At 68.3% G+C, this 22,942-nt stretch carries 18 protein-coding genes and 1 riboswitch; of the genes, 8 read left to right on the top strand and 10 right to left on the bottom strand.

Features of this window, described 5'->3' with window-relative positions; translation table 11 throughout:
• The first annotated feature begins 100 nt into the window (after window positions 1-100).
• From ABZ348_RS26740 to ABZ348_RS26725, 4 genes are all read left to right on the top strand, one after another.
• Window positions 101-1,141: a polysaccharide deacetylase family protein gene (locus ABZ348_RS26740; protein WP_358937198.1), complete on the top strand. Its 1,041-nt coding sequence runs from the start codon at window positions 101-103 to the stop codon at window positions 1,139-1,141.
• 571 nt (window positions 1,142-1,712) lie between these two features.
• Window positions 1,713-2,009: a hypothetical protein gene (locus tag ABZ348_RS26735; RefSeq protein ID WP_358937196.1), complete on the top strand. Its 297-nt coding sequence runs from the start codon at window positions 1,713-1,715 to the stop codon at window positions 2,007-2,009.
• A gap of 40 nt (window positions 2,010-2,049) precedes the next feature.
• Entirely contained in the window at window positions 2,050-2,676 is a 627-nt protein-coding gene (locus ABZ348_RS26730) for a sigma-70 family RNA polymerase sigma factor (protein WP_358937194.1), read from the top strand.
• The gene (locus ABZ348_RS26725; protein WP_358937192.1) at window positions 2,673-4,544 is read left to right on the top strand and encodes a M48 family metallopeptidase; all 1,872 of its coding nucleotides are present in this window, start codon (window positions 2,673-2,675) and stop codon (window positions 4,542-4,544) included. The genes ABZ348_RS26730 and ABZ348_RS26725 overlap by 4 nt, the downstream gene beginning before the upstream one ends.
• A gap of 115 nt (window positions 4,545-4,659) precedes the next feature.
• On the opposite strand, the gene ABZ348_RS26720 is transcribed toward ABZ348_RS26725, so the two are convergent.
• From ABZ348_RS26720 to ABZ348_RS26685, 8 genes are all read right to left on the bottom strand, one after another.
• Window positions 4,660-5,496, bottom strand: coding sequence for an SAM-dependent methyltransferase (locus ABZ348_RS26720; RefSeq protein WP_358937190.1), 837 nt, complete (start codon window positions 5,494-5,496; stop codon window positions 4,660-4,662).
• Entirely contained in the window at window positions 5,493-5,873 is a 381-nt protein-coding gene (locus ABZ348_RS26715) for a hypothetical protein (RefSeq protein WP_358937188.1), read from the bottom strand. Before ABZ348_RS26715 ends, ABZ348_RS26720 begins: the two co-directional genes overlap by 4 nt.
• 252 nt (window positions 5,874-6,125) lie before the next feature.
• Complete coding sequence (locus ABZ348_RS26710) at window positions 6,126-6,974, bottom strand: hypothetical protein (protein WP_358937186.1); 849 nt, start codon at window positions 6,972-6,974, stop codon at window positions 6,126-6,128.
• Between the two features lie 149 nt (window positions 6,975-7,123).
• The gene (locus ABZ348_RS26705) at window positions 7,124-7,669 is read right to left on the bottom strand and encodes an SUKH-4 family immunity protein (protein WP_358937184.1); all 546 of its coding nucleotides are present in this window, start codon (window positions 7,667-7,669) and stop codon (window positions 7,124-7,126) included.
• Window positions 7,670-7,728: 59 nt separating this feature from the next.
• Window positions 7,729-9,252: a nucleic acid/nucleotide deaminase domain-containing protein gene (locus ABZ348_RS26700; RefSeq protein WP_358937182.1), complete on the bottom strand. Its 1,524-nt coding sequence runs from the start codon at window positions 9,250-9,252 to the stop codon at window positions 7,729-7,731.
• Between the two features lie 117 nt (window positions 9,253-9,369).
• Window positions 9,370-11,031 (bottom strand): hypothetical protein, encoded by a 1,662-nt coding sequence (locus ABZ348_RS26695; RefSeq protein WP_358937180.1) that lies wholly within the window; start codon window positions 11,029-11,031, stop codon window positions 9,370-9,372.
• Entirely contained in the window at window positions 11,031-11,918 is an 888-nt protein-coding gene (locus tag ABZ348_RS26690) for a nucleic acid/nucleotide deaminase domain-containing protein (protein WP_358937178.1), read from the bottom strand. Before ABZ348_RS26690 ends, ABZ348_RS26695 begins: the two co-directional genes overlap by 1 nt.
• A 166-nt stretch (window positions 11,919-12,084) precedes the next feature.
• Window positions 12,085-13,464, bottom strand: a complete 1,380-nt coding sequence (locus tag ABZ348_RS26685; RefSeq protein WP_358937277.1) for an MFS transporter — start codon at window positions 13,462-13,464, stop codon at window positions 12,085-12,087.
• A 256-nt stretch (window positions 13,465-13,720) separates the two neighbouring features.
• On the opposite strand from ABZ348_RS26685, the gene ABZ348_RS26680 reads away from it, so the two are divergent.
• Both ABZ348_RS26680 and ABZ348_RS26675 read left to right on the top strand, forming a co-directional pair.
• A complete protein-coding gene (locus ABZ348_RS26680) occupies window positions 13,721-14,170 on the top strand; it encodes a helix-turn-helix domain-containing protein (RefSeq protein WP_358937176.1) in 450 nt (149 codons plus the stop codon).
• A gap of 656 nt (window positions 14,171-14,826) precedes the next feature.
• Entirely contained in the window at window positions 14,827-18,627 is a 3,801-nt protein-coding gene (locus ABZ348_RS26675) for a hypothetical protein (protein ID WP_358937175.1), read from the top strand.
• 112 nt (window positions 18,628-18,739) lie between these two features.
• Here ABZ348_RS26675 and ABZ348_RS26670 read toward each other — a convergent pair whose 3' ends face one another.
• Both ABZ348_RS26670 and ABZ348_RS26665 read right to left on the bottom strand, forming a co-directional pair.
• A complete protein-coding gene (locus ABZ348_RS26670; RefSeq protein WP_358937173.1) occupies window positions 18,740-19,105 on the bottom strand; it encodes a multidrug efflux SMR transporter in 366 nt (121 codons plus the stop codon).
• Complete coding sequence (locus ABZ348_RS26665; protein ID WP_358937171.1) at window positions 19,105-19,419, bottom strand: multidrug efflux SMR transporter; 315 nt, start codon at window positions 19,417-19,419, stop codon at window positions 19,105-19,107. Before ABZ348_RS26665 ends, ABZ348_RS26670 begins: the two co-directional genes overlap by 1 nt.
• A 17-nt stretch (window positions 19,420-19,436) precedes the next feature.
• Window positions 19,437-19,501: riboswitch (guanidine-III (ykkC-III) riboswitch) on the bottom strand.
• Between the two features lie 228 nt (window positions 19,502-19,729).
• Between ABZ348_RS26665 and ABZ348_RS26660 the strand changes: the two genes are divergently transcribed.
• Complete coding sequence (locus ABZ348_RS26660; protein ID WP_358937169.1) at window positions 19,730-21,343, top strand: amidase family protein; 1,614 nt, start codon at window positions 19,730-19,732, stop codon at window positions 21,341-21,343.
• 242 nt (window positions 21,344-21,585) lie between these two features.
• Entirely contained in the window at window positions 21,586-22,872 is a 1,287-nt protein-coding gene (locus ABZ348_RS26655) for a cytochrome P450 (protein ID WP_358937167.1), read from the top strand.
• The last annotated feature ends 70 nt before the right edge of the window (window positions 22,873-22,942 follow it).

Below are 22,942 nucleotides of genomic sequence, written 5' to 3'. Positions count from 1 at the left end.
CGGGGCCGGGCGCTCGGCGGGTCCTGCCAGCACACCCCGACGAACCTCATCCGGCCCGCGGTCGCACCGAGCCGCCCGGGCCCGCGCATAGGGAGCACGCATGTTGTACGCGGGAATCGCCTGGACCGCCGACGGCTATGTCGTCGAGGTCATCGACGACACGGGGAACCGCACCACCCCCGCAACGCCATGGGGCGCCGAGCGGGTACCCGAGCTGACCGAGTGGCTCGGCACGCTCGGGCAGACGTCCGGGCAGCGGTGCGCCGTCGTCGTGGAGAGCACCAATGGACTCGTGGACGGCCTGCTCACCGCAGCCGGGCTCGACGTCCATCGGGCCGACCCCTGGGTCCTGCCCGCGCGCCCGGCCTTCGGATCGGTCCCGGCGATCGCCCTCGCGGAGCGGGCGAGGACCGATCTTGCATCCCTGTCCCCGTTGACCGCAGAGGGCGGCGGACAGACCGGGCGGGACGAGGACTACCACGACGGCATCCGTCGCAGCGCGCCGATCGAGGCGGACCTGACACGGTCGGGCCGCTGCTTCCGCCACGGGCCGCGCGACCGCCAGGAGATCGCACTCACCTTCGACGACGGGCCCGATCCCGTCTTCACCCGCCAAGTCCTGGAGATCCTCGACCGCTACGGCGTCCGCGCCACCTTCTTCTGCGTCGGCCAGCACGTCAACGCTCTCCCGGACGAGGTGCGGCGCATCACCGAAGCCGGACACTCCCTCGGCAACCACACCTGGTCACACCCGTTCCTGCCGGATCTGACCCACACACAGTTCCGGCTTCAGATCGAGCGGACCAGCGAGGCGTTCGAACGATCGGTCGACCAGGTGCCGACGCTCTTCCGCCCGCCCTACGGTGCACGCACTCCCGAGGCCCTGGGCGAACTGATGGCGGACGGCCCCGCCCTCGCCCTCTGGGACGTCGACTCCTGGGACTGGGCCCGACCCGGACCGGAGAAGATCGCCACCACCGTGCTCGACCATGCCCAACCCGGATCGATGATCCTCATGCACGACGGCGGAGGCGACCGGCGTGAGAGCGTCGAAGCGTTGCCCGCGGTGATCGAAGGGCTTCTGGAACGAGACCTTCACTTCGTTGCGGCGGAGGATCTGATGACGTCCTCCAGGCCGTAGGGAGTAGGCCCGTCTGTCCCCGCGCCCTCACCGGGCTCAGCAGGTTCGATGACAGCACGGACCGTCGAAGGCGCCGGGTGGGGCCCGTCCGCCGCGGGCCGACATCTGTTGCCCGGTGTGCGCCGTGGGCCCCCTGGTGAGGCAGCGTTCTCGCGACCGCATCTGACGGTTCGCCTGCCGCTCCGACAGCGGCGCGCCCAGCGTTCTCCATCGCCGCGGGGGCTCACGGCGGGCCGTCTTATCGAAGCCCGAAGGTGGGTAGGAGACGACTGCCGCAACTACGGGCCGCCCGTGGTTCGGTGCTGTGTCAGCCCCCGCGACCTCGAAGCGACGGCACCGGCACGGGCACCACCGGGTGGGCGGTCGCCGCAGCGGAAGCACTCATCGGACCGGGGGAGGCGTACCAGACGACCCGGCAAGGACCCTTCCGATTCCTTGCCCTGCCACCGCACACTCGGGGGAGTGGAAGTTCGTGAAGAAGACCCCGATCCAGCCCGAGGAGAACTCTCCTTCGGGGGCCTCGGAGGATGAACATCGCACCCGTCGGTGCCCGTCCGAGCAAGGAGACGGCATGACACCGGAAGCACCGTACGTCGTGAGGTGGCCGCTCGCGTTGGCGGCGCGGCATCCGGCCGGGCACGGAGGAGCCGCCGCACGGCACGGAGTGCGGAGGGGGGCTGAGGTACGTACCCAGATGCTCGTCCATCCGGCACCGCACTCCCGCCCGGACGCACCGCTGATCGGCCACAGCCCGGACGGCGCGGCGCGCACCGTCCGTACCACAACCGCCGCCCCGGATACGGGCGCCGCCCGCCGACCGGTCGACGACCGGCGTCGGCAGCAGGGAAGGGGCGTGGTCCGTGTCTGACCTGACCGACCCATCCGCCGAGGGTCGGTCTGACCTGCCCATGCCTGACTCTGCCTACTCCTTCTACGTGACCCACTTCCCCGCACTCGTCTCCAAGGGGGTGCTGCTGAGCGACAGCGTCCAAGAGGCCGAGGAGGCGGCGCTGTTCGCGTGCACGGAACTGATGACCCGTTGGCACACGATCGCCCATCCGTACGCCTGGGTGGAGGAGACCATGATCCGCAAGATCGTCCGCGATCGCCGCGAGAGGGTGCGGTGGCGCCCTTGGCGATTGTTCGAGTCGCGGACCGATCTGGAGATCCCCTTACCGGCCCTCCCTTCGGCCAACGAGCACCGAAAGGTCCTTCAGATGTTCACCGCTCTGCGGCAACTGTCGTTACGGGAGCAACAGGTCATGGTCCTCCTCGCCCTCTACGGGTACGAGCGCCCGGAGATCGCCGAGATCCTGGGCACCAGCACCAACAAAGTCGACCGCATCACCGCCCAGGCCCGCCAGAAATTGCACTTCCTCCTGGCCCAAGGCCCCGACCCGGTTTCGCTGGGCGACGGTCTGGACTCCCCTCGTCGCGATGACCCGCTGCTGCTCCTCCTGCGCAAGACCGTGGAGTCGCTGCGCCTGGGCCTGAAAGCACAGCAACGAGCGGAACGGCAGGAGCGGCCGTGGTGAGCCACTTCATCAGGCTGACCTTCGTGGCCGCCCTCCTGCTGAGCTTCTACCTCGTGGTGCTCACGACGGTGCTCGTCTGGCTGGCCATGGTCGTGCTCATCTTCTACACCGCCTCCTACGAGGGCGCGACCGTCTTCCCCGTCACCAACTTCCTCTTCTGCGCGGGCACCGCCCTCCTCGTCTACGCCCTGGTCGATGCGACCTGCCGCTCGCTCTTCTTGGCCGAACCGGAGAACGCCGAGACGACGTGGATGGCACCCCGCGAAGCCCCGGTGCTCGACAAGGTCGTCCGCGAGTTGACGGAGGAGTTCGACATCCGCGAGACCCTGCACATTCGGCTCACCTCCTTGATGGCCGCCGAGGTGTCGGTCGAGGACACCCGGTTCCTGGGCCTGGTGGCGGGGAACCGGGTCCTGTCCATCGGAGTCCCGCTGCTGGCCGTTCTCCCGAAGGACCAGGTCCGCGCGGTGGTGGCGCACGAACTCGCCCACCTCTCGCTGCGACACCATCGCGTCCGCGCCTTCACCGCCCGGCTGGAGATCAGCCTGACGGTCGCGCGTGAATCCCTGGACCGGTTCGCCCTCGCGAACAATCTAGTCGCCAGGTACACGGGTCTCCCACGGATGCTGATCGGCTTCTACACCCGGCTGTTCCGCTGGCTCGTCCAGCCCATCCGCAGACGGCAGGAACTGGAGGCGGACCAGGAGGCGGCCCGGATCTGCGACGCCCCCCTCCTCTGCACGGCCCTGTGCCAACGGGCGGTGGCCGAGCCGCTCTGGGTCGATTTCCAACAGGTGTTCCTCGACGCGGCACCGAACGGCGTGCTGCCGGAGGACCCATTCCGAGGATTCGCCGAGGCGGTGGCGGATCCCGAGATCCAGCACAGGATCCCCTCCCTGCGCGACGAAGTGGTCGCCACACCCGCCGCGGCGACCGCACTCGGATCCATGCACCCCGACCTGGCGGACCGGTTGCGGGCTCTCGGGGGAGTTCAGGATGCACCTCCTCCGTTCTCATCGAGCGCGACGCTCGTCCCGGACCTTCCCCACGGCGACATCGCCCGACTCCTCCCCCGCTACCGCGGGGCGACCACCCTTGCGTGGAAGCCGTGGCTCGCTCGATGGATCGACCAGAAGAGCGCCCACCTCGTGGAACCCCTGATCGAAGCAGTACGGGACGTCTCACGTACCTCCCGGCCCGTCACGCTCCACCAGGTGCTCCATCTCGTGGAGGCCGGGCACCGGATGCCGCTCGCTCGCGCGCTGACCGCGCGCCTGTCGGAGCAGGACGGCGATGAGCCACCCCTGGACGTCCTTGCCAGTGCACTGCTCGCACTGGTGAGAACCCGACTGGGGGAACGCTCGGGATCCCGCTCGGTCCTGCGGGACATGGTGACGCAAACCGTCGCCCAACCCCATCAGGCATCCGACCTCTCCCTTCATCTGATGACCCTGGGCATCGACCTGGCGCAGTCCGTCGAACCCGCTCACGACCCGAGGGGCCGAGAGGGCGAAGAAGCACGAGGGGACGAAGCCGGCTTCACCGTGGTGAAACTGCGCCCTGAACTGCCGGATCCGGTACGTGAGTTGGTCCCGCGCGTGCGCTCCATCACCCTGACCGTACTCGTCGTCGCACTGGGCGTGGGCGGCCTCATCTGGATGAGCCGGGACGAGCCCGATCCCTATGTACCCCCCGGACAGATCGTCCAGCCGGGCACATCGACCCCGTCGTTCACCCCGGGGTTCCCACCCTCGCTGAGCACCGCGCTGCCCACCCTGCTCCCCGACCCGATCCTGCCGAAGCCCGACTACTCCATTCCCATCCCGATCCTCACCTCACTCAGGACGTACGCCGATCCCACCCCATAGCACGGGAGCACACCGACTCCCTGTCGTGCGAGAACCGTCACGCCACGACAGGGAGAGCGGCTCGCCTTCCCGGACCGGCAAACGCCACCGCAACGCCGAACCCCCAAGGACCCACTCAGGACGCTGCGGTGATGCGCTCAAGGTGGTCGGCGTTGAAGGCGTCGTAGAGGATCTCGGGATTGGTGATCGGCCGCTCCTTCAGGGGCGGGATGTAGAGCGTCCCCACCTGGAGGCCACGAGCCAGCAACTGGGCGAGCTCCCCCAGCGGGAAGGTCTCCTTCAACGGTTCCAGCAGCGCATAGGTGGAGCTGAGGACCATGGTGACCTCGTGGTCCGCCGGATACGTCCGCAACAGATAGTCCTGGAGCCGACGGTACCGCTCGGCATTGCCCCGTTTGGTGGTGTACATGGCGGTCTCGACGGCTGACACCTGCCACAGCAGACAGGGCACCTCCGGCTGCAAGGGCCGCTCACGCGCCAGCAGGTCGGTCGCCTCGTACATCTGGAGGCCGTGCGGACCCGGGTCGAGACTCAGATCGGTGATGATCGTGTCCAGGGCCGAGATGCCCGGCAGGACCCTGACCGTCAGTCCGAGCAGCGACGCGGCCTGCTCGATCAGATGGCTCGGGTACACATAGATCTTCGGATGACCGTACGTGGCGAAGCACACGGGGGAGTCGTCCACCGCGGCGTTCACGACCTCGGCCGCCATCGCCCGGTAGGTGCGCAGCCGGTCGCCGCCCTCCTCATAGTGGTCCAACATGCTGCGCACGTCGGGAGACAGGGTCCTCAAGAACTCGTCGATGCCGAAACCGGCGTCCACGGTGAAGACCTTCTTACTCAGGCGCACCGCCTGCTCGGCCTCGCGCGTGATCTGCTGGACGTTGCGGATGCCGAGGCCGACGATGTAGATGTCGACCGGCCGGCGCACGGTCTTCTGGGCGGCGCTCACACGTACTCCATCAGTTCTTCGAGCTTGGCACGCCGGGCGGAGCCGCTCAGCGTTGCGATGTCAGCCACCAGGTCCTGACGCTTGGCCTCCGCCTCGGGACCCCTCGGGCCGCGGACGAGCTCCGAGAACGAGTGGTAGGTCAGATGCATCGGCTCGGTGAGCGTGGTCGGCGGGAGTGTCATGGACATATCCCCACCTGCGAGAGCGGGGACCAGATACCGGTAGAGATCCCAGTCGAGGCGCCTCAGGCTCTCCAGTTCCTCGGTGCTCAGGTCGTAGTCGCCAGCGGCGGTGTCGGGGTCGGTACGTGCCAGTTCTGCGAAGGCCGCGTCGCGTTGCGCACGCAGCAGTAGGTCCCTCATCGAGTGCGCGGTCATGGCGTCAATGTGGCCGTGCCTCGGCCCGGATGTGCGCAGGCGCGTCTGTCCACCTGGGCGAACTCCCTCCGATGGTGGACACGGGGTCCGCCCCGGATACCGACCTGCCCGGCGACGCCATGGGGTTCCCCGACCTGATCGGACACATCCCCCGGTCGGTGAGCCGCTTCATCGCACCCCGTGCACGGCGACACACCGGGCTTGGCTCCAGGAGAGCGTCCCGCTTCACACGGTTGGTGGCCAGCGGCTGGGTCAGTCGGTACAGCCGGCGACGGGGGCGGGCGAGCCGATGCAGTTGTTCGGCAGATTCCCGGTCACCGGTGACCGGGAGCCGGTGACGCGGCCTCCGTTGAAGATGCCACCCGCGGTCTCTGCCGCCCGGTTGCCGGTGACCGGGCTGTCGTCCAGCCGGAGGACGCTGATGCTTCCGTTGTTGAAGAGCCCACCGCCCACTCCCGAGGTCGTGTTCAGGCTGACGCGGCTGGAGTTGAGGGTCGTGGCACCCCCGTTGTTGAAGAGGCCACCACCACCGAAGCCCGCGGAATTGTGACGGACGGTGCTGTCATGGAGCGTGGTGGAGGCGCGCTCACCGTTGGTCGCGATGCCTCCGCCCAGCTCACGGGCATGATTCGACTCCACCGTGCTGCCGCTGAGGGTGAGGGTCCCGAAGTTGTTGAAGATGCCGGCGCCGTTCCCCAAGGATCCACCGCGCACGGTGATCCGATCGAGGGTGAGCCGGCCGCCCAACTCCACCTCCAGGACTCTGAAGTCCGGTGTTCCCGCCGCCTCGCTGCGCGCGATCACGGCGGGGGACGGACCGCGTGAGCTGATCCGGATGTCCCCGGCGACGGCGGCCAGTGCGTTCAACCTGCCGTATGGATGCGTGACCGTGTAGGTGCAGCCGCCCTGGAGGACGATGTCCCATGGCGTTTCGGGGTGCGCGTTCCCCTCGGTGATCGCGTCGTTCAACGCCGCGGCCCCCTCCGTGGTGCAGGGGACGAAGACCTCGCTCCGCGCCGCCGCGCCCACGGCGGACGGCGCCAGCCCCAGGACCACTCCGACGACGGCGGTACAGCAACGGATCATCACGGCGTTTCCCATGGGGGGAGCATCCCCGGCCCCCTCGCTTCCCGCATGCGGGACAGCGCTCCCAGGTGACCGGGCTCGGCTGCTTGGCCCAAGCGCGCCCGGCCACCGAGGACGGACTCCTGTACTCCTGGGAGCGATCGCCCGACGACAAGGACGGGCCCTCAGGCCGTCCAGCTCTCCTCCAGGACGCCTTCGACGATCCGCGACCACTGGGAGTCCTCGTCACTGAACGGAACCGGATCGAAGGACGTGATGGTGTTCTTGAACTGTTCTTCGAGTGCGTCGAGATCGCTCCCCGCTTCACAAGCGGTCGCGAAGTCCTCGAAGGCCATCAGCGTGTGGACCAGCGATTCCACGTCGCGGTGCAATTGCTCGTACTCGTCGAGGGGGGTGCCTTCCGGGAAGGCGTAGACCTTGCCGTTGGATGGGTCGAGAGCCAGGACCATATGGTGGAACCAGCCCAGTTCTAGCCATGAGTCGCATTCATCCGGCAGTTTTCCGTCCTCGGCGGAGAACTTCTCCCGGAGTCTGATCGAATCGCCTTCGGTGCGGGTCATGAACTGCTCGCTGTGGGGGAGCCCGACCGAGCTGAGGAAAGCAGCTGTCCTTTCATGCAAGGGGGGAGTGTGCTCGTAGCGCGGAAAGTAGATGACGCCCGTAATGCCGTAACGGCGAATCAGTTCTTCCGTGGTGAACGCGAAACTCATGGTTGGCCTTAACTGTGTTGCTGTGGACTGTCAGGATGTCAGGCGTGACTGTGTCTTCCTCAGCGCCCATGGGCGGTTTTGAGGTTCTTCACATATTCTTGTTGCTCTTTGTCCCGCAAATGTCGAGGTACGGACTGATCGTAGTTGTTCGCATGGGTGACGTCGGTGTTGGGGAAATGTTTGTCGATCCATCTGTCGCAGCTCGGTGACTTCTGGCACGGTTCGCGTTCGGTGAAGACCGATGTGAGACCCGATTGTTTTCCGTTGTGCAGGATCGGATATCCGATGGAGCGCTCGGAGTGAGTTCCTTTCGGGTTCTCGCTGTAGCCGACCAGAATGCTCTCGCCCTTTCCGTCGGGATCGATGTACCGGCCCGCCGCGTAGTTGCTGCCCGTGTAGTCGTTCCGTGCGTAGCGGGCCAGTTGCGTCGCCTGTGCGAGCGGGTCGGAGTTCGGGTCGCTGATCTTCTGCGATACGACTCTCGTGGTGTGGGTGTTGGGTACTTTCGTGTCGTCCTGGTCACGCCGCGAGGTGGGGCGCCATGCCTTTCCCTGGTCGAGGATGCCGTCGAGCCTGGCTTTGTCCGTACTGTCGAGGGCGGCCGTGCCGCCGTTCGGCAGGAGGCGTTCGACCGTCCCGTCCGTGGCGAGCAAATAGGTGCGGACCCGGTCGTCGTCGTCCTTGTCGCACTTCTCGAACTCCCGCTTGCGCTCGTCCTCGTGCTCCTTGTGGCTGCCCTTGCTCTTGTCGATCTTGCCGCCGTGGTCTTCGAGCGTCTTGACCATGTCGTCGGCCTTCTTCTCGATGGCGTCCTCGGCCTTGTCCATCACGCTGGCGAGCTTGTGGAATCGACTGTCCTTCTTGACCGAGGTCTTGCGACCGGCTCCGCCGTCCTTGAAGTCGCCCTTCTTCTTGTCGAAGTTGGTGGCGGTCTTCTGGTAGTCACCGGCGGCCCGTTCGAACTCGTCGAACTCGATCACGAGGTCCTGGGCCATGCCGGCGCTGCCCGACGCCATGACGTCGTACGTGCCGCTCCCGGGCTCGAAGAGCTTTCCGATCTCCGCGAGGATCTTTCCCTCGATCTTGTCGGTGACGACCGAGGTGATCTGGTCGATGGCGTAGTCGATGGCCTCCTGGATGAGGAGCCGTGCCGCGGCGATGGCCGCTGCGGACAGGAGGCCGCTGAGCCCGACGGTGAAGAACATGCCGACGACCCCGGCGGTCGCCGTCGCCGCTGTTGCGGTCAGTTTGCCGATGATGGCGACCTTGCAGGCCAGGATCAGGTCGGCGCAGGTGTCCAGCGCGTCGGCCAGATCGTCACAGCCCTTGGCGAAGGTCGCCAGGTCCCGTGTGGTGAGCTTTCCCCAGCGTCGGTCGATCGCCTGGACCGTCTCGCCCTTGCTCTTCCCTGCGACGATGTGAGAGCAGGCGTTGTTGCCTTCCTTGACCGCGTCGCGGACGCCTTCGGCGAGGTTTCGGTAGTCCTTCGCGGATGCCTTGACCTCGTCCTCGTCGATCTGCGGCCAGTCGATCCCGATGAGGTCCAAAACCTCCACCAGGTCATCGGGCAGCTGCATTCCCATGGAGTACCCCCGTACACGTGGACACGCTCGACTCTCCATTTTGGCTGATGCGAGGTCAAGGGCGCACCGGTGAAGGCGTGGTGAAGCCGGCAGGGCTGGTGCACGCGCTGATTCAGCTCACCCGTGGGGACCGTTCCTCCGTGGGACGACGCAGACCAGGGCCTCGTCCATGCCGATGACGACATGGCCGTCCGCAGTGAGGGCCACGGCCCGAACGGGCGGTCCGGGGCGGAACGTTCGCTGCGCACCGCTGTTCCACTCGACCCAGTCCACCGCCCCGTCGTCCCAGGCCACCGAGGTCACCGGACCGTTGTCGGTGGTCACGGCAGCCAGGGCGACCACCGGGCACGTCCGCTCCAGCAGCGGCACGCCCATGGGCTCATTGCCCGGCGCCCACAGCCGGACGGTGCCGTCCGCCCCACCGCTGTAGACGAGCGACACCGGGGCTTCGTCGTCGGCGCCGATGTCGAGCGCGGCCAGGGCGTTCACCGGGCCTTCGTGCAGCGCCGCGGAGTGGGCGATGCGCCCGAAGGTCTGTACGGTCCCGGTGATGTCGCCGAGTACGACGACGTCGGCAGCGGAGCCGGCGGTGGAGGAGAGCGCGGTGCCGAGCCGGCCGGTCACGGCCGCCGCCAGCTGCCGCAGCGCCGTGGGTCCGTCATCGAGGAGCGCTGCGATGCCTGAGCCCGTGGGCCGGTCGACCCGCGCGGTCTCGGCCCGGACCTGTCCGGTCCCGTCGATCAGCAACACCGTCCCGTCCGCCAACACCGTCATCGCGACGGGCTGCACCGACGTGCGAAAGCGCCCGTGCGGGGCGGCGTCGGCGAGGTGCAGGGACCGGACCGTGCCGTCGGGGCCGGCGGTCAGCAGACGACCGGCCCACGGGCCCCTTCCCAGGGCGAGCGCGCTGACGGGCCCGGGCCACGGTGGATGGCGATCACCGCGCACCCTGCTCCAGCGCACGGCTCCCTCCGCCGCAGCCGCCAACTCCGCCAACACGGGCGCAAGTCGGGGGTCGGCTCCGTCCCCCAGGAAGGCCAGCAGGGTCAGGGCGCGCGACGCCGGCGACTGCTCCCTGTTGAGGGATTGTCCCGCCCTCAGCCAGGCACTGCGCAACCCTCCGTGGTCCTGGCCGGACTCACCGGCGTATCCGACGGTGACCTGCCACGGGTCTGCCGCGCAAACAGCGGTGGGATCAGACAGGTCCACCACCTCCTGACCGGTCGGGGCCGTAGGTGCCGCGCGTTGCCCCTCCTGGAGGGCAGCCTGCCACTCCTCGAAGCGACCTTGGTCCCTCCACTGCCCCAGGTCCAAGTTCAACTCCGCACATCTGCTCGCGGCCAGCAGACGATGTGCCGGGCTGCCGGAGCGCGACTCCACGACCAAGCGAACGTGGTCGAGGTCACTGAGTTCGAGTACGAAACGGGCGACTTCGGCCTCGTGGAGATCAGGAAGGACGATCACCGTACGGCGGGGATCACGTCTCAACTGCGAGAGCAGTTCGCCCGGTGCCCGTGCCACCACACCGAGTTGATCCGCCACGGACCACACGGTGCCCAACAGGCTCGTTCCCGAACCGGGAACGACCGCGTGTACCGCACGCTCCGCCCGGGTCGTCCGCACGCTGCCGTGGTGGGCCAACCAGGCGAGGAGTCCCGACTTCCCGCTCCCCTCCGATCCCGAGACCAGACACAGTCCGGGAGCCTGAAGGTCGGCAAGCCAGCCCAACAGTGCCGCAGCCGCGGGCTCGCGCCCCCCGGTGGGTCGACCCCACTGCACTAGCGGCCCCTCGCTCGTTCGGCGGTGCGGGCGATCAGCTCCTTGAACCCCTCCTCGCGGGATTCGGCGGTGTCCCCGTAGTCGTGGCCGTGAGTGAACTGGGCCTGCGGGAAGACCCCCTGCATCCACACCGCGCAGTAGTGACCGGGCATGAGACACGGCTCCAGTTCGCAGTAGATGCGGCGCACCTGGTCCGGCTGGACCCCCTTGCCGGACAGCTGACGCCAGATGATCTCTTCCGGATGCGGCAGACCGGGCCCGGTGGCCTCGGTGACCACCTGCTTCACCCCGGAGGCGTCCACGTATTCGAATGCCGCGGAGTAGGGGAAGTTCAGGGTGTGCCGAACGTCGTCGAGCACGCGCGGCCACCACGCTTCCCGATCGGCGAAGGCCGCTGCGTCGATCCGTCGCAACTCGGTCATCAGCTCACGGAAGACGGTCGCCGCCTCCGTCAGCCCGGTGGCCGCCGCGATCAGCGGTTGCGCCCGGTCGAGGGCCGTGAGCGACGCGTTCAGGGCGGACACGTCCGTGTTGACGAACATGTCGTCCGTGACGGGCTCCAACAGGACCGCCTGCACGGCCCCGTCGGGGCGCACGCACAGATGCGCCAGACCATCCCCGCCGATCCGGGGCCAGTTCTTGAACATCGCATGCGGCTGCGGCTGCGAGGAACGCGCGGCAACGACGCCGAGGGCCACCGGGTCTTCGACACCGGGTGCCCGGAAGTAGGGCGCGACATTCGTCGGTACGCCGGTCCCCTCCAGGAGCTCCCGGGCGGCGGCCGGAAGGTCGGCACCCAGCAGGCTGGCCCGCTCGAAACGCCGCACTCCCGCACGGCCGAAGTGCAGCACCAACTCGTCTCGGTGCTCGGGCACGGGGGAGGGCATGGAAACCTCACATTGCGGGCAGCCGGCCACTAGTCGGAGAGGACCAGAGCTTTGAGCACGGGTTGACTCGTTCGATCAGGATATCGCGAAGCCTCCCGACACCTCGGCGTGCTCCGGCCGGGAGGAAACCGGCCGGAGCACGCGGCGTGCCAGCGCCGTCTCGTCGCTAGGCGCCCGATGTGGAGGCCACTCCCGGCCCCCGGGTGCGTCGTCGTATCCCCGTGGTGGCCAGCACCAGCCCCGTCAGGGCCATGACCAGTGGCACGACCAATGCAGCGCGGAAGGCGTCGACGCCACCTCCCGCCCAGCCGTACACGGCCGTCACCGCAGCGATGCCCACCGCCGCCCCGAACTGGGTCGCCGTGTGCAGCAGACCTCCCGCGAGACCCTGTTCCTCGTCCACGACCCCGTCCGTCGCCGCGATGGTGAGCGGCCCGTAGGCGAGGGCGAAGGCCGCGCCCGTCAGGAGGAGGGTCGGCAGCATCATCAGATAGCCCGAGCCCAGCCCGAGCCCGAGGAACAGCGCGTAGGCCACGGAGGCGAGCGCGAAGCCGCCGATGATCACCCGCGCACTGCCGTAGCGGTCGACCAGCAGGGGGGTCACCGTGGGCGCCAGCATCACGTCGATGCCCATCACGAGAAGAGTCAACGAGGTCTCCAGCGAGGACCAACCACGCACGTCCTGGAGATAGAGCGTCACCATGAACTGGAAGCCCATGAAGCCTCCGAGCAGTAGCAACGCCCCCAGGTCCGAGCGGGCGACGGACGCCTGCCGGAGGATGCCCAGCCGTACCAACGGTGCTGCGGACTGTCGCTCCACCCGGACGAAGAGGCCGAGCAGCAGCAGACCCGCGACGAACACCGCAACCGTCATCCGCCACTGCGTCAGCCCGTGCTCCAAGCGGACGATCCCGTAGGTCAACAGCAGCATGGCCCCGGCCACGGTCACCGCACCGGGGAGGTCGAAGCCCCCTTGCCGTATCGGGGGAGGCCCGGTGGGAATCAGTCGTACGGCTGCGAGCAGGATCGCCGCGGCGAGGAGGACCGGCGCGTAGAAGACCCAGCGCCAGCCGAGTTGGGTGAGCAGCCCGCCGATGACCAGACCGATCGAGAATCCTCCGGCGGCGGTGCCCGCGAAGATGAGGAGGGCGCGGTTGCGCTGACGGCCCTCCGCATAGGACGTGGTGATGATCGACATGGAGGCGGGTGTCATAAAGGCGGAGGCCACACCCGTGACGAAGCGGGAGACGACCAGCATCCAACCCTCGGTCGCCACTCCTCCGAGTGCCGAGAAGGCGATGAAGACGACGAGTCCGCTCAGGAACATTCGCCGGCGACCGAGGAGATCGGCGGCCCGCCCGCCGAGCAGGGTGAACCCTGCGTAGCCCAGCACGTATCCGCTGATCACCCAGGCCGCGGTACCCGTGGAGAGCCCCAGCTCGGCCCGGATCGTCGGAATCGCCACCGCGAGCATGGCGATGTCGATCCCCTCCAGGAAGATCGCCCCGCAGAGCACCAGGAGCAGGGCCCAGGCGCGCGCGGACATCCTCGCGGGAGGAGGCGGAGCGCCCCCTCCCGCGGCGGGCTGCTGTCCAGTAGATACCGATCGGGTGGTGACGGGCACGGTGTGCGCGGAAGGCGACGAGAGGGCTTCGGAGGGTGAGGGCGGCAGGTTGACGGGCATGGAGACGGCTCCGCGAAGGGTGTCGGACACGGGGAAACGGTTACCTGATGGATGGCCAGTTCCTTCTTGTAACCACTTCGATCCTGCGGGACGATGGAGCGCCACGGAAGGAGGCACTTTGAAGTCACCAAGTCACCGCGCGGTTACCGACTTCGACGACAGCGGAGACCCCGACCCGTTCCAGTGGGACACCCGCGAGGACTGCGAGGTCCGCCAGATCCTGGACCGGATCGCCGACAAGTGGTCCCTGCTGGTGATCGCCCTGCTCGACAGCCGCGTCCTACGTTTCACGGAACTCCGCCGGGAGATCGACGGCATCAGCCAACGGATGCTGACGGTGACCCTGCGCCAGTTGGAGCGCGACGGATTGGTCAGCCGTACGGTGCACCCCGTCGTCCCACCCCGAGTGGAGTACGCGCTCACCCCGCTCGGCTGCACCCTCCACGCCACGATCCGGTCCCTGGTCACCTGGACCGAGGAGCACCAGAACGAAATCGCCGGGGCTCGGGCCGCTTACGACGCCCGATTGACCCGTGAAGCGGCACACGACACGGGAAGCGGCGCGTAGCTCGCCCCGACCGGAAGCCCACGGTCGCGCGCCGCCCTGATCCGCTGCGCCCTCGTCGTTCGGCGTCGGACACGCAGGGCTTTGCCGCGGATCTCATGGCGCGATCGGCGCTATGGGCCGACGCACCCGGAGCGGTGTTGCTCCACTCGGGGCGCAGCGGGGAAGTTCGGTGGGCCGTGGTTCGTGGCGGTGTGATCCCTGGGGTATATTGATCTTGTGCTCGCGGCCGGGAATCCGGCTGGGGGACTCGCGTTGGTGGTCCAAGGAAAGACGTCCCGCTTCCCGCGGGGAAATGCAGGTGCAAGGCCTGCCCAGCGCTCGATCAAGACCCCGGTCTCCCTGCGGAGATCGGGGTCTTCCGTTGTGCAACGTGCTCACCAGCCCCCTCCTGTTGGGTACCTCCATCCGTGAGATCGCACCTCGGTGGGGCTTCGTCTCCCGTGCGGCTCTCACCCGTGACGGCCACGACGCCTTCGGCCTATCACCGCGCGATGATCGCGCCAGCAACTCATGCTGTACGGGCGGGCCACCACCGGAGTGCCGCCCGGTTCGGATCGGGCCACGGCCCACGCGGGCCTCTTCTGCCACCGGGACGGATGTCACGTACTGTGTCGGGCGGCCATGCACATGAGCAGAGTCGCGCGGGGGAGTGCTGGGTGGCGGGGCGTCGTGAACTACCGGTGGATCCGCAGGCGGGTCCGGTGCAGGAGTTTGCCCATGCGTTACGGAGACTGAGGAGGGAGGCCGGTCAGCCGACCTATCGGGAGTTGTCGCGACAGGCGGGATTCTCGGTGACGACCCTGTCGCTGGCGGCGTCCGGCCGGGAGTTACCCAGCTTGAAGGTGACGCTCGCCTATGTACGGGCGTGTGGTGGTGACGTGGGAGACTGGGAGGCTCGCTGGCTGGCGGCCGGGGTGGCGGTGCGGGATGCCGTTGTGACACGCAGGGAAGAGACCTCCCCCTACCGAGGTCTGGCGCGTTACGAAACCGCCGACAGCGGTCTGTTCTTCGGTCGTGAGCGGATCACCGCGGATGTCCTCGACCTCATGGCGCGGCGACGTTTTGCGATGGTGTTCGGTCCATCCGGCAGCGGAAAGACCTCACTGCTGCGGGCAGCGGTGGTACCGGCCCTCCGCCGACCCGACACACCCGACCCGGACAACACAACGGAGTCGACTCCCGCACTCGCGGGGATTCGCATACTCACCCCCGGTGTCTCTCCCAACCGTACCCACCGCCATCTCTTCACCGACGCCCGCTCCGCGCAGGGTGATGGGCCGAGCGGGGACACCTTGGTGATCGTCGACCAGTTCGAGGAGGTCTTCACGCTCTGTCAAGACCCCGAGGAGCGCGAGGCGTTCCTACGGATGGTCTTGGCAGCCGATGATCCCGCGAACCGTCTTCGGGTGGTGTGTGCGGCCCGTGCGGACTTCTACCGTCACTGTGTCGAACACCCCGCCCTCGCCGAGGCCCTGCGCGACGCTCATCTTCCCGTACCGCCCATGACCCTGCCCGAACTCCGCGATGCCATCGTCAAACCCGCCGCCGCGGCCGGACTCATCGTGGAACGCGAGTTGACCGCTCGCCTCGCCGACACCGTCAACGGCCGCACGGGCGCGCTGCCCCTGCTCTCCCACGCACTGTTGGAAACCTGGCACCGCCGCACCGGGCGCATCCTCACCACCAGTGGCTACGAGGAGGCTGGTGGCCTCGACGGGGCCGTCGCTGCCACCGCCGAACTCCTCTACACCCGCCTCACCGCCTCCCAACAGAGCGCCCTGAGACAACTCCTGCTCCGCCTGGTCGCCCCCGGTCACGACGACACCCCGGACACCCGAAGACCTCTCACCCGCAGCGAACTCGACGCCTTCACCACCGGTGACAGCAACGTCCTTGTCGAGGCCCTGGCCCGTGCCCGTCTCATCACCCTCGACGATCAGAGCCTCGAACTCACCCATGAGGCGCTCCTCGCGGCCTGGCCCCGTCTTCGGGGGTGGATCGACGAAGCCCGGGAACGGCTTCGCATCCACCGGGCCCTCACCGAGGCCGCCCACACCTGGCACTCCCTGGAGCGCGATCCTGGCGCTCTCTACCGGGGCACCCGTCTGACCCAGGCGGAGGAACACCTCGACATCGACCACCTCACCCCCGTCGAAAGGGCCTTCCTCACTGCCGGCAGCGCCGCCCGTGGCCAGGAGCAGCAAACGGCCATCCGGGCTGTCCGTCGGCTGCGGCGTTTGCGGACCGTACTGACCCTGATCGCCGCGTTGGCCCTGCTCATCGGCGGGATCGCCTGGGAACAGGACCGGGCCCGAGACCGGGAGAAGGTGCGGGACGAGGCCCGGCGGATCGCCACACTCGCCGAGAACATGCGTCGAAGCGATCCCGTGACGGCCATGCGACTCGGTCTCACGGCCCACAGGATTTCGGACCTGCCGGAGACCCGCGCGGCGTTGATGTCCGCCGCCACCCAGAAGGAAGCAGACCGTTTCATCGCCCCCGCCCCCCGAGTGGCCGACCCTCACGTTCAGTTCCGCCTCACGGCCGACGGCCGATTCCTGCTCAGGCTCGGCAGCCGGGAGGTCGTCCGCTGGAACATCACCACGCACCGCCGCATCGGTACGTTCCCGGGCCTCGGCGCCGACGCCCAACACATCTCCGCAATGAGCCCCGATGGGCACCTGCTCGCTTTGCGACGGGGCGGTCGAACGGTGTTGTGGGACATCCGGACGGGCCGGCTGTCGGACTGGACCGTGCCCGAGGGGAAGGCGGAGTTCGGACCCAGCGGACGGACCATCGTCGTCAGCCCTTTCACCGACGTACGCCCTTTCAGGGAGACCGTGCAGCTGAGGGAGGTCGCGACCGGACGGGTGCTCTGGCAGCTCGCATCGCCGGCGGCCACGATGTCATCCGGAGGAATGACCGCAGTCAGTGCAGATGACCGTCTGATCGCCGTCTGTGAGCCGGGCCGCCAGGTGCGGTTGTGGGATGTGGCCAGCCGTCGCCTGCTGCACACACCCTGGGCGCCCCGGGCCAATGGACCCGTGGTTCCCGGAGACCCGGTGCCGACGTGTTACCTCTCGCTCCGCTTCACCAAAGGGAGCGAGCGCCTCGCTCAGGAGGGCATCGACGGTGTGCGGGTGTGGGACGTCGCTTCGGGACGGCAACTGACCGACACCATCGACACCACAGGCCGCAGCATCGCTCACAGCTCGGACGGCCGCTATCTGGCGACACAGGGCAAGGGTTCGATTCAGCTGCTGCGCATATCCAAGGACGGGGGACCCCCTGCCTTCCGGTACGCCGTACTGGACGACGATCCGGAGCATCTGGTCATCGATGTCGAGCAGCGGCAGATTCGCTATCTGATGGGGAGGACGGTCTACTCCCTCACCATCGACGGGGCGGTGACATCCGACTGGTCTGACGTGCGAGTCGTGGCCGCCCCCGGCCCGGGTAACCGCGCCCTGGCCGGGGTCCGGGTTCCCCAGGGTGCGGGCCGACTGCGGTTCACCCTCAGCAATGACGGCCGAGCGACCGAGTTCTCGCGCTACTGCACCCCACCCGTGGCATCACCGAACCAAGAGTGCCCGGTGGTCGTGGCGTTGAGTGCGGACGGGAAGTCCGCAGCCTTCGGTTGGCAGACCCAGACGGGGCGGAGCACTCTCCAGGAGACCCTGGTCGTCGTCGATGTCCGCACCCGTCGAACCACGGCCGTCATCCGCAAGACCGTTCCGGCCACCGGCTTTCAGAATCACCTGGTCGACATCGCCTTCGGTCCGGACGGCACGTCCCTGCTCGCTTCCCGCTGGGCGTTCCTTCCGGCAGACCATTGGGATCTCCGTACCAGAACCCTGATCCGCACGGTTCCGGGGCTGTGGGGTGCGTTGGCCCCCCGGCCTGGTGACGGTGCGGTCCTGGCGGCGAGCGGAAACCTGCTTGAAGTGGAGTCCGGCCGGGTGACCTCGACGTCCTTGGCGCATGAAAGGGTGGATGCCCTCGCCTACAGCCCGGATGGCAAGCATCTCGTGACGGCCAACCGATTCGGCAGGGTCGCCCTGTGGGACTCTGCCCTCCAAGAGCGGTTGGCTGAGTTCCCGGCCGATTCCGCCGAGCCGTCCGACGCTGCCGAGGTGCTGGCCTTCTCACCGGACAACCGCATACTGGCCGCCGGTGCCGAAGGCGCGGTGCAACTGTGGGACGTCACCTCGCTGCAGAGGCTCGGCACGTCCCTGCCCACCGCCGGCAGTACCGTCTCCGCCCTCTCCTTCAGTCCCGACTCACGCACCCTTCACGCCACGTACGGGCAGGTGCCGCCACGGACCTACCGGCTGGACCCGGCCAGCCTGATCGACCGCGTGTGCGCGAGGGTCTCCACCGGCCTGTCCGAAACCGACTGGAAATCCCGCGTCAAGACCGTTTCCTACCGTCCCACCTGCGCAAAGCCTTCCTCCTAGGAGGCGCATCCGGCGTGCCGCCCTGACGCGTGGGAGTCAGGGCGACCGCTTGCCCGTGTGGCAGGCCGGCGCTGAATCGCCGGCCGACCGGCACCGTGGACCACAGGGACCACTACGGGCTCGACGTCTCCGGCAACTGCTGCTCGGCCTTCGACCCCGGCTTGGTCTTGACGAACTTCAGGCCGATGACACAGAGGATGATCCCGCCGAGGAACACGCCCTTCAGCACGGAGGCGGGTTCCTCGCCCGTGAGCATGGCGTAGAGGACCGTCAGGGCCGCCCCGACGCCGATCCAGACCGAGTAGGCCACACTGATCGGGATCCGGATCATCGCGTAGCCCAGACCTGCCATGCTGAGCGCCAGCCCGACGAAGAAGACGATGGTGGGACCGGTCTTGCTCAGCCCGTCGGAGAGACCGAGGGCCGTGGCCCAGACGGCCTCGAACACGGCACTGATGAGAAGAATCGCCCAAGGCATCAGCTGACCGCCTTCAGTCCGACAACACAACCGACGAGACCCAGCAGCAGGAGCACGCGCGCGGTGGTGGCGCGCTCCTTGCCGGTCACCATGGCCCAGACGGCGGTGAGCACCGCCCCGATGCCGACCCAGACTGCGTACGCTGTACCCGTGGGCAGGCTCTTCATGGCGAAGGCCAGCCCCGTCATGCTCGCTGCGAGGGCAACCCCGAAGACGACCGTGGGGATGGGGCGCTTGAAGTTCTTGGATGCTGACAGTGCAGTGGCCCAGACGGCCTCCAGCACTCCTGATACGACGAGAATGAACCACGCCATGGCGGAACTGACCTCCCAATGGCCAGTCTTGTCGCTGAGCGGGTACTGATCCGTCGTCCGCAGGCCTGAGCGAGGCCTCAGTACTTGTATAGCACAGCGGAGTCGTGTTCTCGCCGTCCGTGCGACTGGTGGACACATGCCCTTGGTCACCATGCTCCCCGCGACCGCCACGCCGACGGCCAGGGCCGACGCAGGTGCGCATTCGGCACGGCGGGGACGTGGTCAGGCTTCGGACGACGGGCGCTTCCCACTGTGAGAAGAGGCGGAGAAGTGTCTTGCACCCCATGGGCTCCTCCAGTGGGCTCTTCCCATGAACAAGAGAAGCTTTGCCGCACTGACCGCGGCCCTGGCCTTGGCGCCCCTGCTGGCGACAGGCGTACCGGGGCAGCGTGCGATGGCCGCCGAACCGAGTGCCCGTGCTTCCGCATCCCCCGCCGGATCGGCACTCCTGCGCGGAGTGGACCTGGACACGGTGACCATCCCCGAATTACAGGCGCGCATGAAGCGCGGGTCCCTGACCTCGTCGGATCTGACCCGGGCGTACCTTCAGCGGATCGATGCCATCGACCCGAAGATCAACGCGGTGCTGCACATCAGCCCGACTGCCCTGAGCCAGGCCGCGGCCAGCGATGCGAGGCATCGTCTCGGATCGGTCCGCGGCCCGCTCGACGGCATCCCCGTCCTCCTGAAGGACAATGTGAACACCTTCGACATGCCGACGACGGCCGGGTCGCTGGCGCTGGCCGGAAGCCCTCCGGACACGGACGCGAAACTGGTTGAGACTCTGCGGGCGGCGGGCGCGGTGATCCTCGGCAAGGCCAACATGTCCGAATGGGCGAACTTCCGCGCGGCGAAGCCGACGTCCGGCTGGTCAGCGGTGGGCGGGCAGACACACAACCCGTACGTCCTGGACCGCAATCCGTGTGGATCGTCCTCCGGTTCGGCCGCGGCGCTCGCCGCATCGTTGGCGCAGGTGGCGATCGGCACCGAGACGGACGGCTCCATCGTGTGTCCGGCCGGGATGAACGGGGTCGTCGGCCACAAGCCCAGCCTCGGCCTGGTCAGCCAGTCCGGAGTCGTCCCGATCTCCGCCGAGCAGGACACGGCTGGCCCGATGGCACGCAACGTCACCGACGCGGCGATCACCCTCGCGGTGCTCAGCGGTCATCACGCCGCGGGAGCCGAGAGTGCCTTCGGCCGTACGGAGGCGATCACGCGCCCCGGTGGGCTGAGCGGCAAGCGGATCGGCCTGTGGCGGCTCCCCTCGCTCGGCGCCGACGTGGACACCCTGATGACCCGGACCGCGGCACGACTGCGTGCTGCCGGGGCCCGGATCGTCGAGGTGACACCGCCCTACCAGAGCAGGCTCGCCGAACTGGAGTTCCCGGCACTCCTGAGCGAGTTCCGCAGGGACATCGACAGCTATCTGTCCTCGCGCACGGGCCCTCGCGACCTCGCCGGGCTGATCGAGTTCAACCGCACGCACCCGGCCGAACACACCTGCTTCGCCGGCCAGGAACTGTTCGAACTGGCCCTGGCCGCACCACCGACCACGGATCCGGGCTACCGCGCCATGCGCGCCGAGCTGAAAGACCTGTCCCGGCGGTCCATCGACGAGACCATGGCCGCCCACGACCTGGACGCCATCGCGGCCCCGGCGAACCCGCCTGCCTGGACCACCGACTGCGCGCGGGGCGACAACGATGTGATCCCCTCCTCCACCCCGGCCGCAGTTGCCGGCTACCCCTCGTTGTCCGTGCCCGCCGGGTTCGTCGGCGAACTGCCGGTCGGCCTGCTCCTGATGGCCGGTGACCGCCAGGATGCCGAACTGCTGTCACTGGGAGCGGCGGTGGAACGGCGGCTGGACGCCTGGCGTGCACCGCGGTACTTGCGCTCGGTCACGCCTGCCGGCGCTACCGACTAGGGCTCGTTCCGGACCAACCAGCGACCTCCTGCCCCATACGTTTCTGGCCGCCTGGAAGATCATCAGCCCACGGTCGTGCAAGCGCTCGATGCCGAGCCCGTGTCCGGCTCTCGACCAGCGGTGGCGACGCTTGCGGCACATACCCTCGTTTAGGTGGATTGGCCCGGGCGGTCGGCGGTGGGGCAGGAGCCGCTGCGATGCTGCCGTCATCGAGGCAGCCACCTGTTTGGAGTGTTCCGATCATGACTGTTCAGGAACCGGGCACCACCCAGGCCGAAAGCGAACCGTTGGACCTGGCGGACCAAGAGTTGATCCGTGATCCGTTCTCCGCCTACGCGCACGCCGGTGAGCACGAGCAGATGGTGCGGGGCCGTGTCCCGGGTGTGGACCCCATGTGGGTGGCCACCCGACACGACGAGATCCGCACGATCATGAGCGACCCCCACTTCACCATCGACGCCACCACCGTCCCCGGCGATCCGGTCGCCCACCGCACCGAACAGACCTGGCAGGCCCGCGGCATGTACGCGGAGCACGAGAAGTACCTGCGCGCCGGAATCTTCGACTCGGACGGCCCCGACCACCGCCGTCTGCGCGGCCTCGTCACTGCCGCGTTCTCCCCGCGCCGCGTGGCCGCCCTGCGTCCCAGGATCAGAGCCGTCGCCACCCAACTGCTCGACCGTCTGCCGGACCACGCCGAGGACGGCGTCGTCGACCTGATCGAGCACTTCGCCCGGCCGCTGCCCATCACCGTCATCTGCGAGCTCATCGCCGTTCCCGAAGCCGACCGCGAGCGTTGGCGGGCGCGGAGCGCCACGCTGACCGCCGGCGTCTGCGGTGACGAACTCGGCGACGCCCTCGCCGGAATGGTCAAAGACGCCCACGCCCTCGTCGAACTGCATGCCACCCGCCCCGGCGACGACCTCATCTCCGAACTCCTCGCACCCCACCACCGTGACCGACTCAGCACCGACGAACTCGTCGCCCTCATCGTCAACCTGGTCGTGGCCGGGCACATCACCACGGTCAACCTCATCGCCAACAGCACCGAAGCGCTCCTCGCCCACCCCGACCAACTCGCCCTGCTGCGCGAAGACCCCACCCTCATGCCGCACGCCGTCGACGAACTCATGCGCTACTGCGGACCCGTCGTACGCGCGCTGCCCCGCTACGCCACCTGCGACACCACCGTCGGCAGTACCCCGGTACGCACTGGGGAAGCCGTCCTTCCGATCGTGTCCGCTGCCAACCGCGACCCCGCAGCCTTCACCGATCCCGACCGTCTCGACGTCACTCGCCCCCGCCACAGCCGCGAACCCCACCTCGGCTTCGGGCACGGCGTCCACCGGTGCCTTGGTGCGCATCTCGCGCAGGAGGAGACCGCCGTCGCGCTGACCGAGTTGCTCGCCCGCGTCCCGGACCTGCGGCTCGCCGTCGACCAGGAACAGCTGCAACGCGGCAGTAACCCCGTCAACTGGCACCTGACATCCCTCCCCGTACGCCTGGACCCCCGGGGCTCCGCCGAGTAGAAGCGGCCCGCACCGGCCGGTCGTGGCGCGAGTGTGCGGGTCGGGACGGGACCTGCGAGCGAGGCCCGAA

The organism is Streptomyces sp. NPDC005963, assembly GCF_040638655.1.
Classification (GTDB): Bacteria; Actinomycetota; Actinomycetes; order Streptomycetales; family Streptomycetaceae; genus Streptomyces.
The sequence above is the reverse complement of the archived record's forward strand: the minus strand, read 5'-3'. Positions and strand labels throughout refer to the sequence as shown.

Excerpts from the sequence above, each read along its gene's own strand:
- ABZ348_RS26740 (WP_358937198.1), top strand. The coding sequence starts at position 101 with ATGTTGTACGCGGGAATCGCCTGGACCGCCGACGGCTATGTCGTCGAG.
- ABZ348_RS26735 (WP_358937196.1), top strand. The coding sequence starts at position 1,713 with ATGACACCGGAAGCACCGTACGTCGTGAGGTGGCCGCTCGCGTTGGCG.
- ABZ348_RS26730 (WP_358937194.1), top strand. The coding sequence starts at position 2,050 with ATGCCTGACTCTGCCTACTCCTTCTACGTGACCCACTTCCCCGCACTC.
- ABZ348_RS26715 (WP_358937188.1), bottom strand. The coding sequence starts at position 5,873 with ATGACCGCGCACTCGATGAGGGACCTACTGCTGCGTGCGCAACGCGAC.
- ABZ348_RS26710 (WP_358937186.1), bottom strand. The coding sequence starts at position 6,974 with ATGGGAAACGCCGTGATGATCCGTTGCTGTACCGCCGTCGTCGGAGTG.
- ABZ348_RS26705 (WP_358937184.1), bottom strand. The coding sequence starts at position 7,669 with ATGAGTTTCGCGTTCACCACGGAAGAACTGATTCGCCGTTACGGCATT.
- ABZ348_RS26700 (WP_358937182.1), bottom strand. The coding sequence starts at position 9,252 with ATGGGAATGCAGCTGCCCGATGACCTGGTGGAGGTTTTGGACCTCATC.
- ABZ348_RS26690 (WP_358937178.1), bottom strand. The coding sequence starts at position 11,918 with ATGCCCTCCCCCGTGCCCGAGCACCGAGACGAGTTGGTGCTGCACTTC.
- ABZ348_RS26685 (WP_358937277.1), bottom strand. The coding sequence starts at position 13,464 with ATGTCCGCGCGCGCCTGGGCCCTGCTCCTGGTGCTCTGCGGGGCGATC.
- ABZ348_RS26670 (WP_358937173.1), bottom strand. The coding sequence starts at position 19,105 with ATGCCTTGGGCGATTCTTCTCATCAGTGCCGTGTTCGAGGCCGTCTGG.
- ABZ348_RS26665 (WP_358937171.1), bottom strand. The coding sequence starts at position 19,419 with ATGGCGTGGTTCATTCTCGTCGTATCAGGAGTGCTGGAGGCCGTCTGG.
- ABZ348_RS26660 (WP_358937169.1), top strand. The coding sequence starts at position 19,730 with ATGAACAAGAGAAGCTTTGCCGCACTGACCGCGGCCCTGGCCTTGGCG.
- ABZ348_RS26655 (WP_358937167.1), top strand. The coding sequence starts at position 21,586 with ATGACTGTTCAGGAACCGGGCACCACCCAGGCCGAAAGCGAACCGTTG.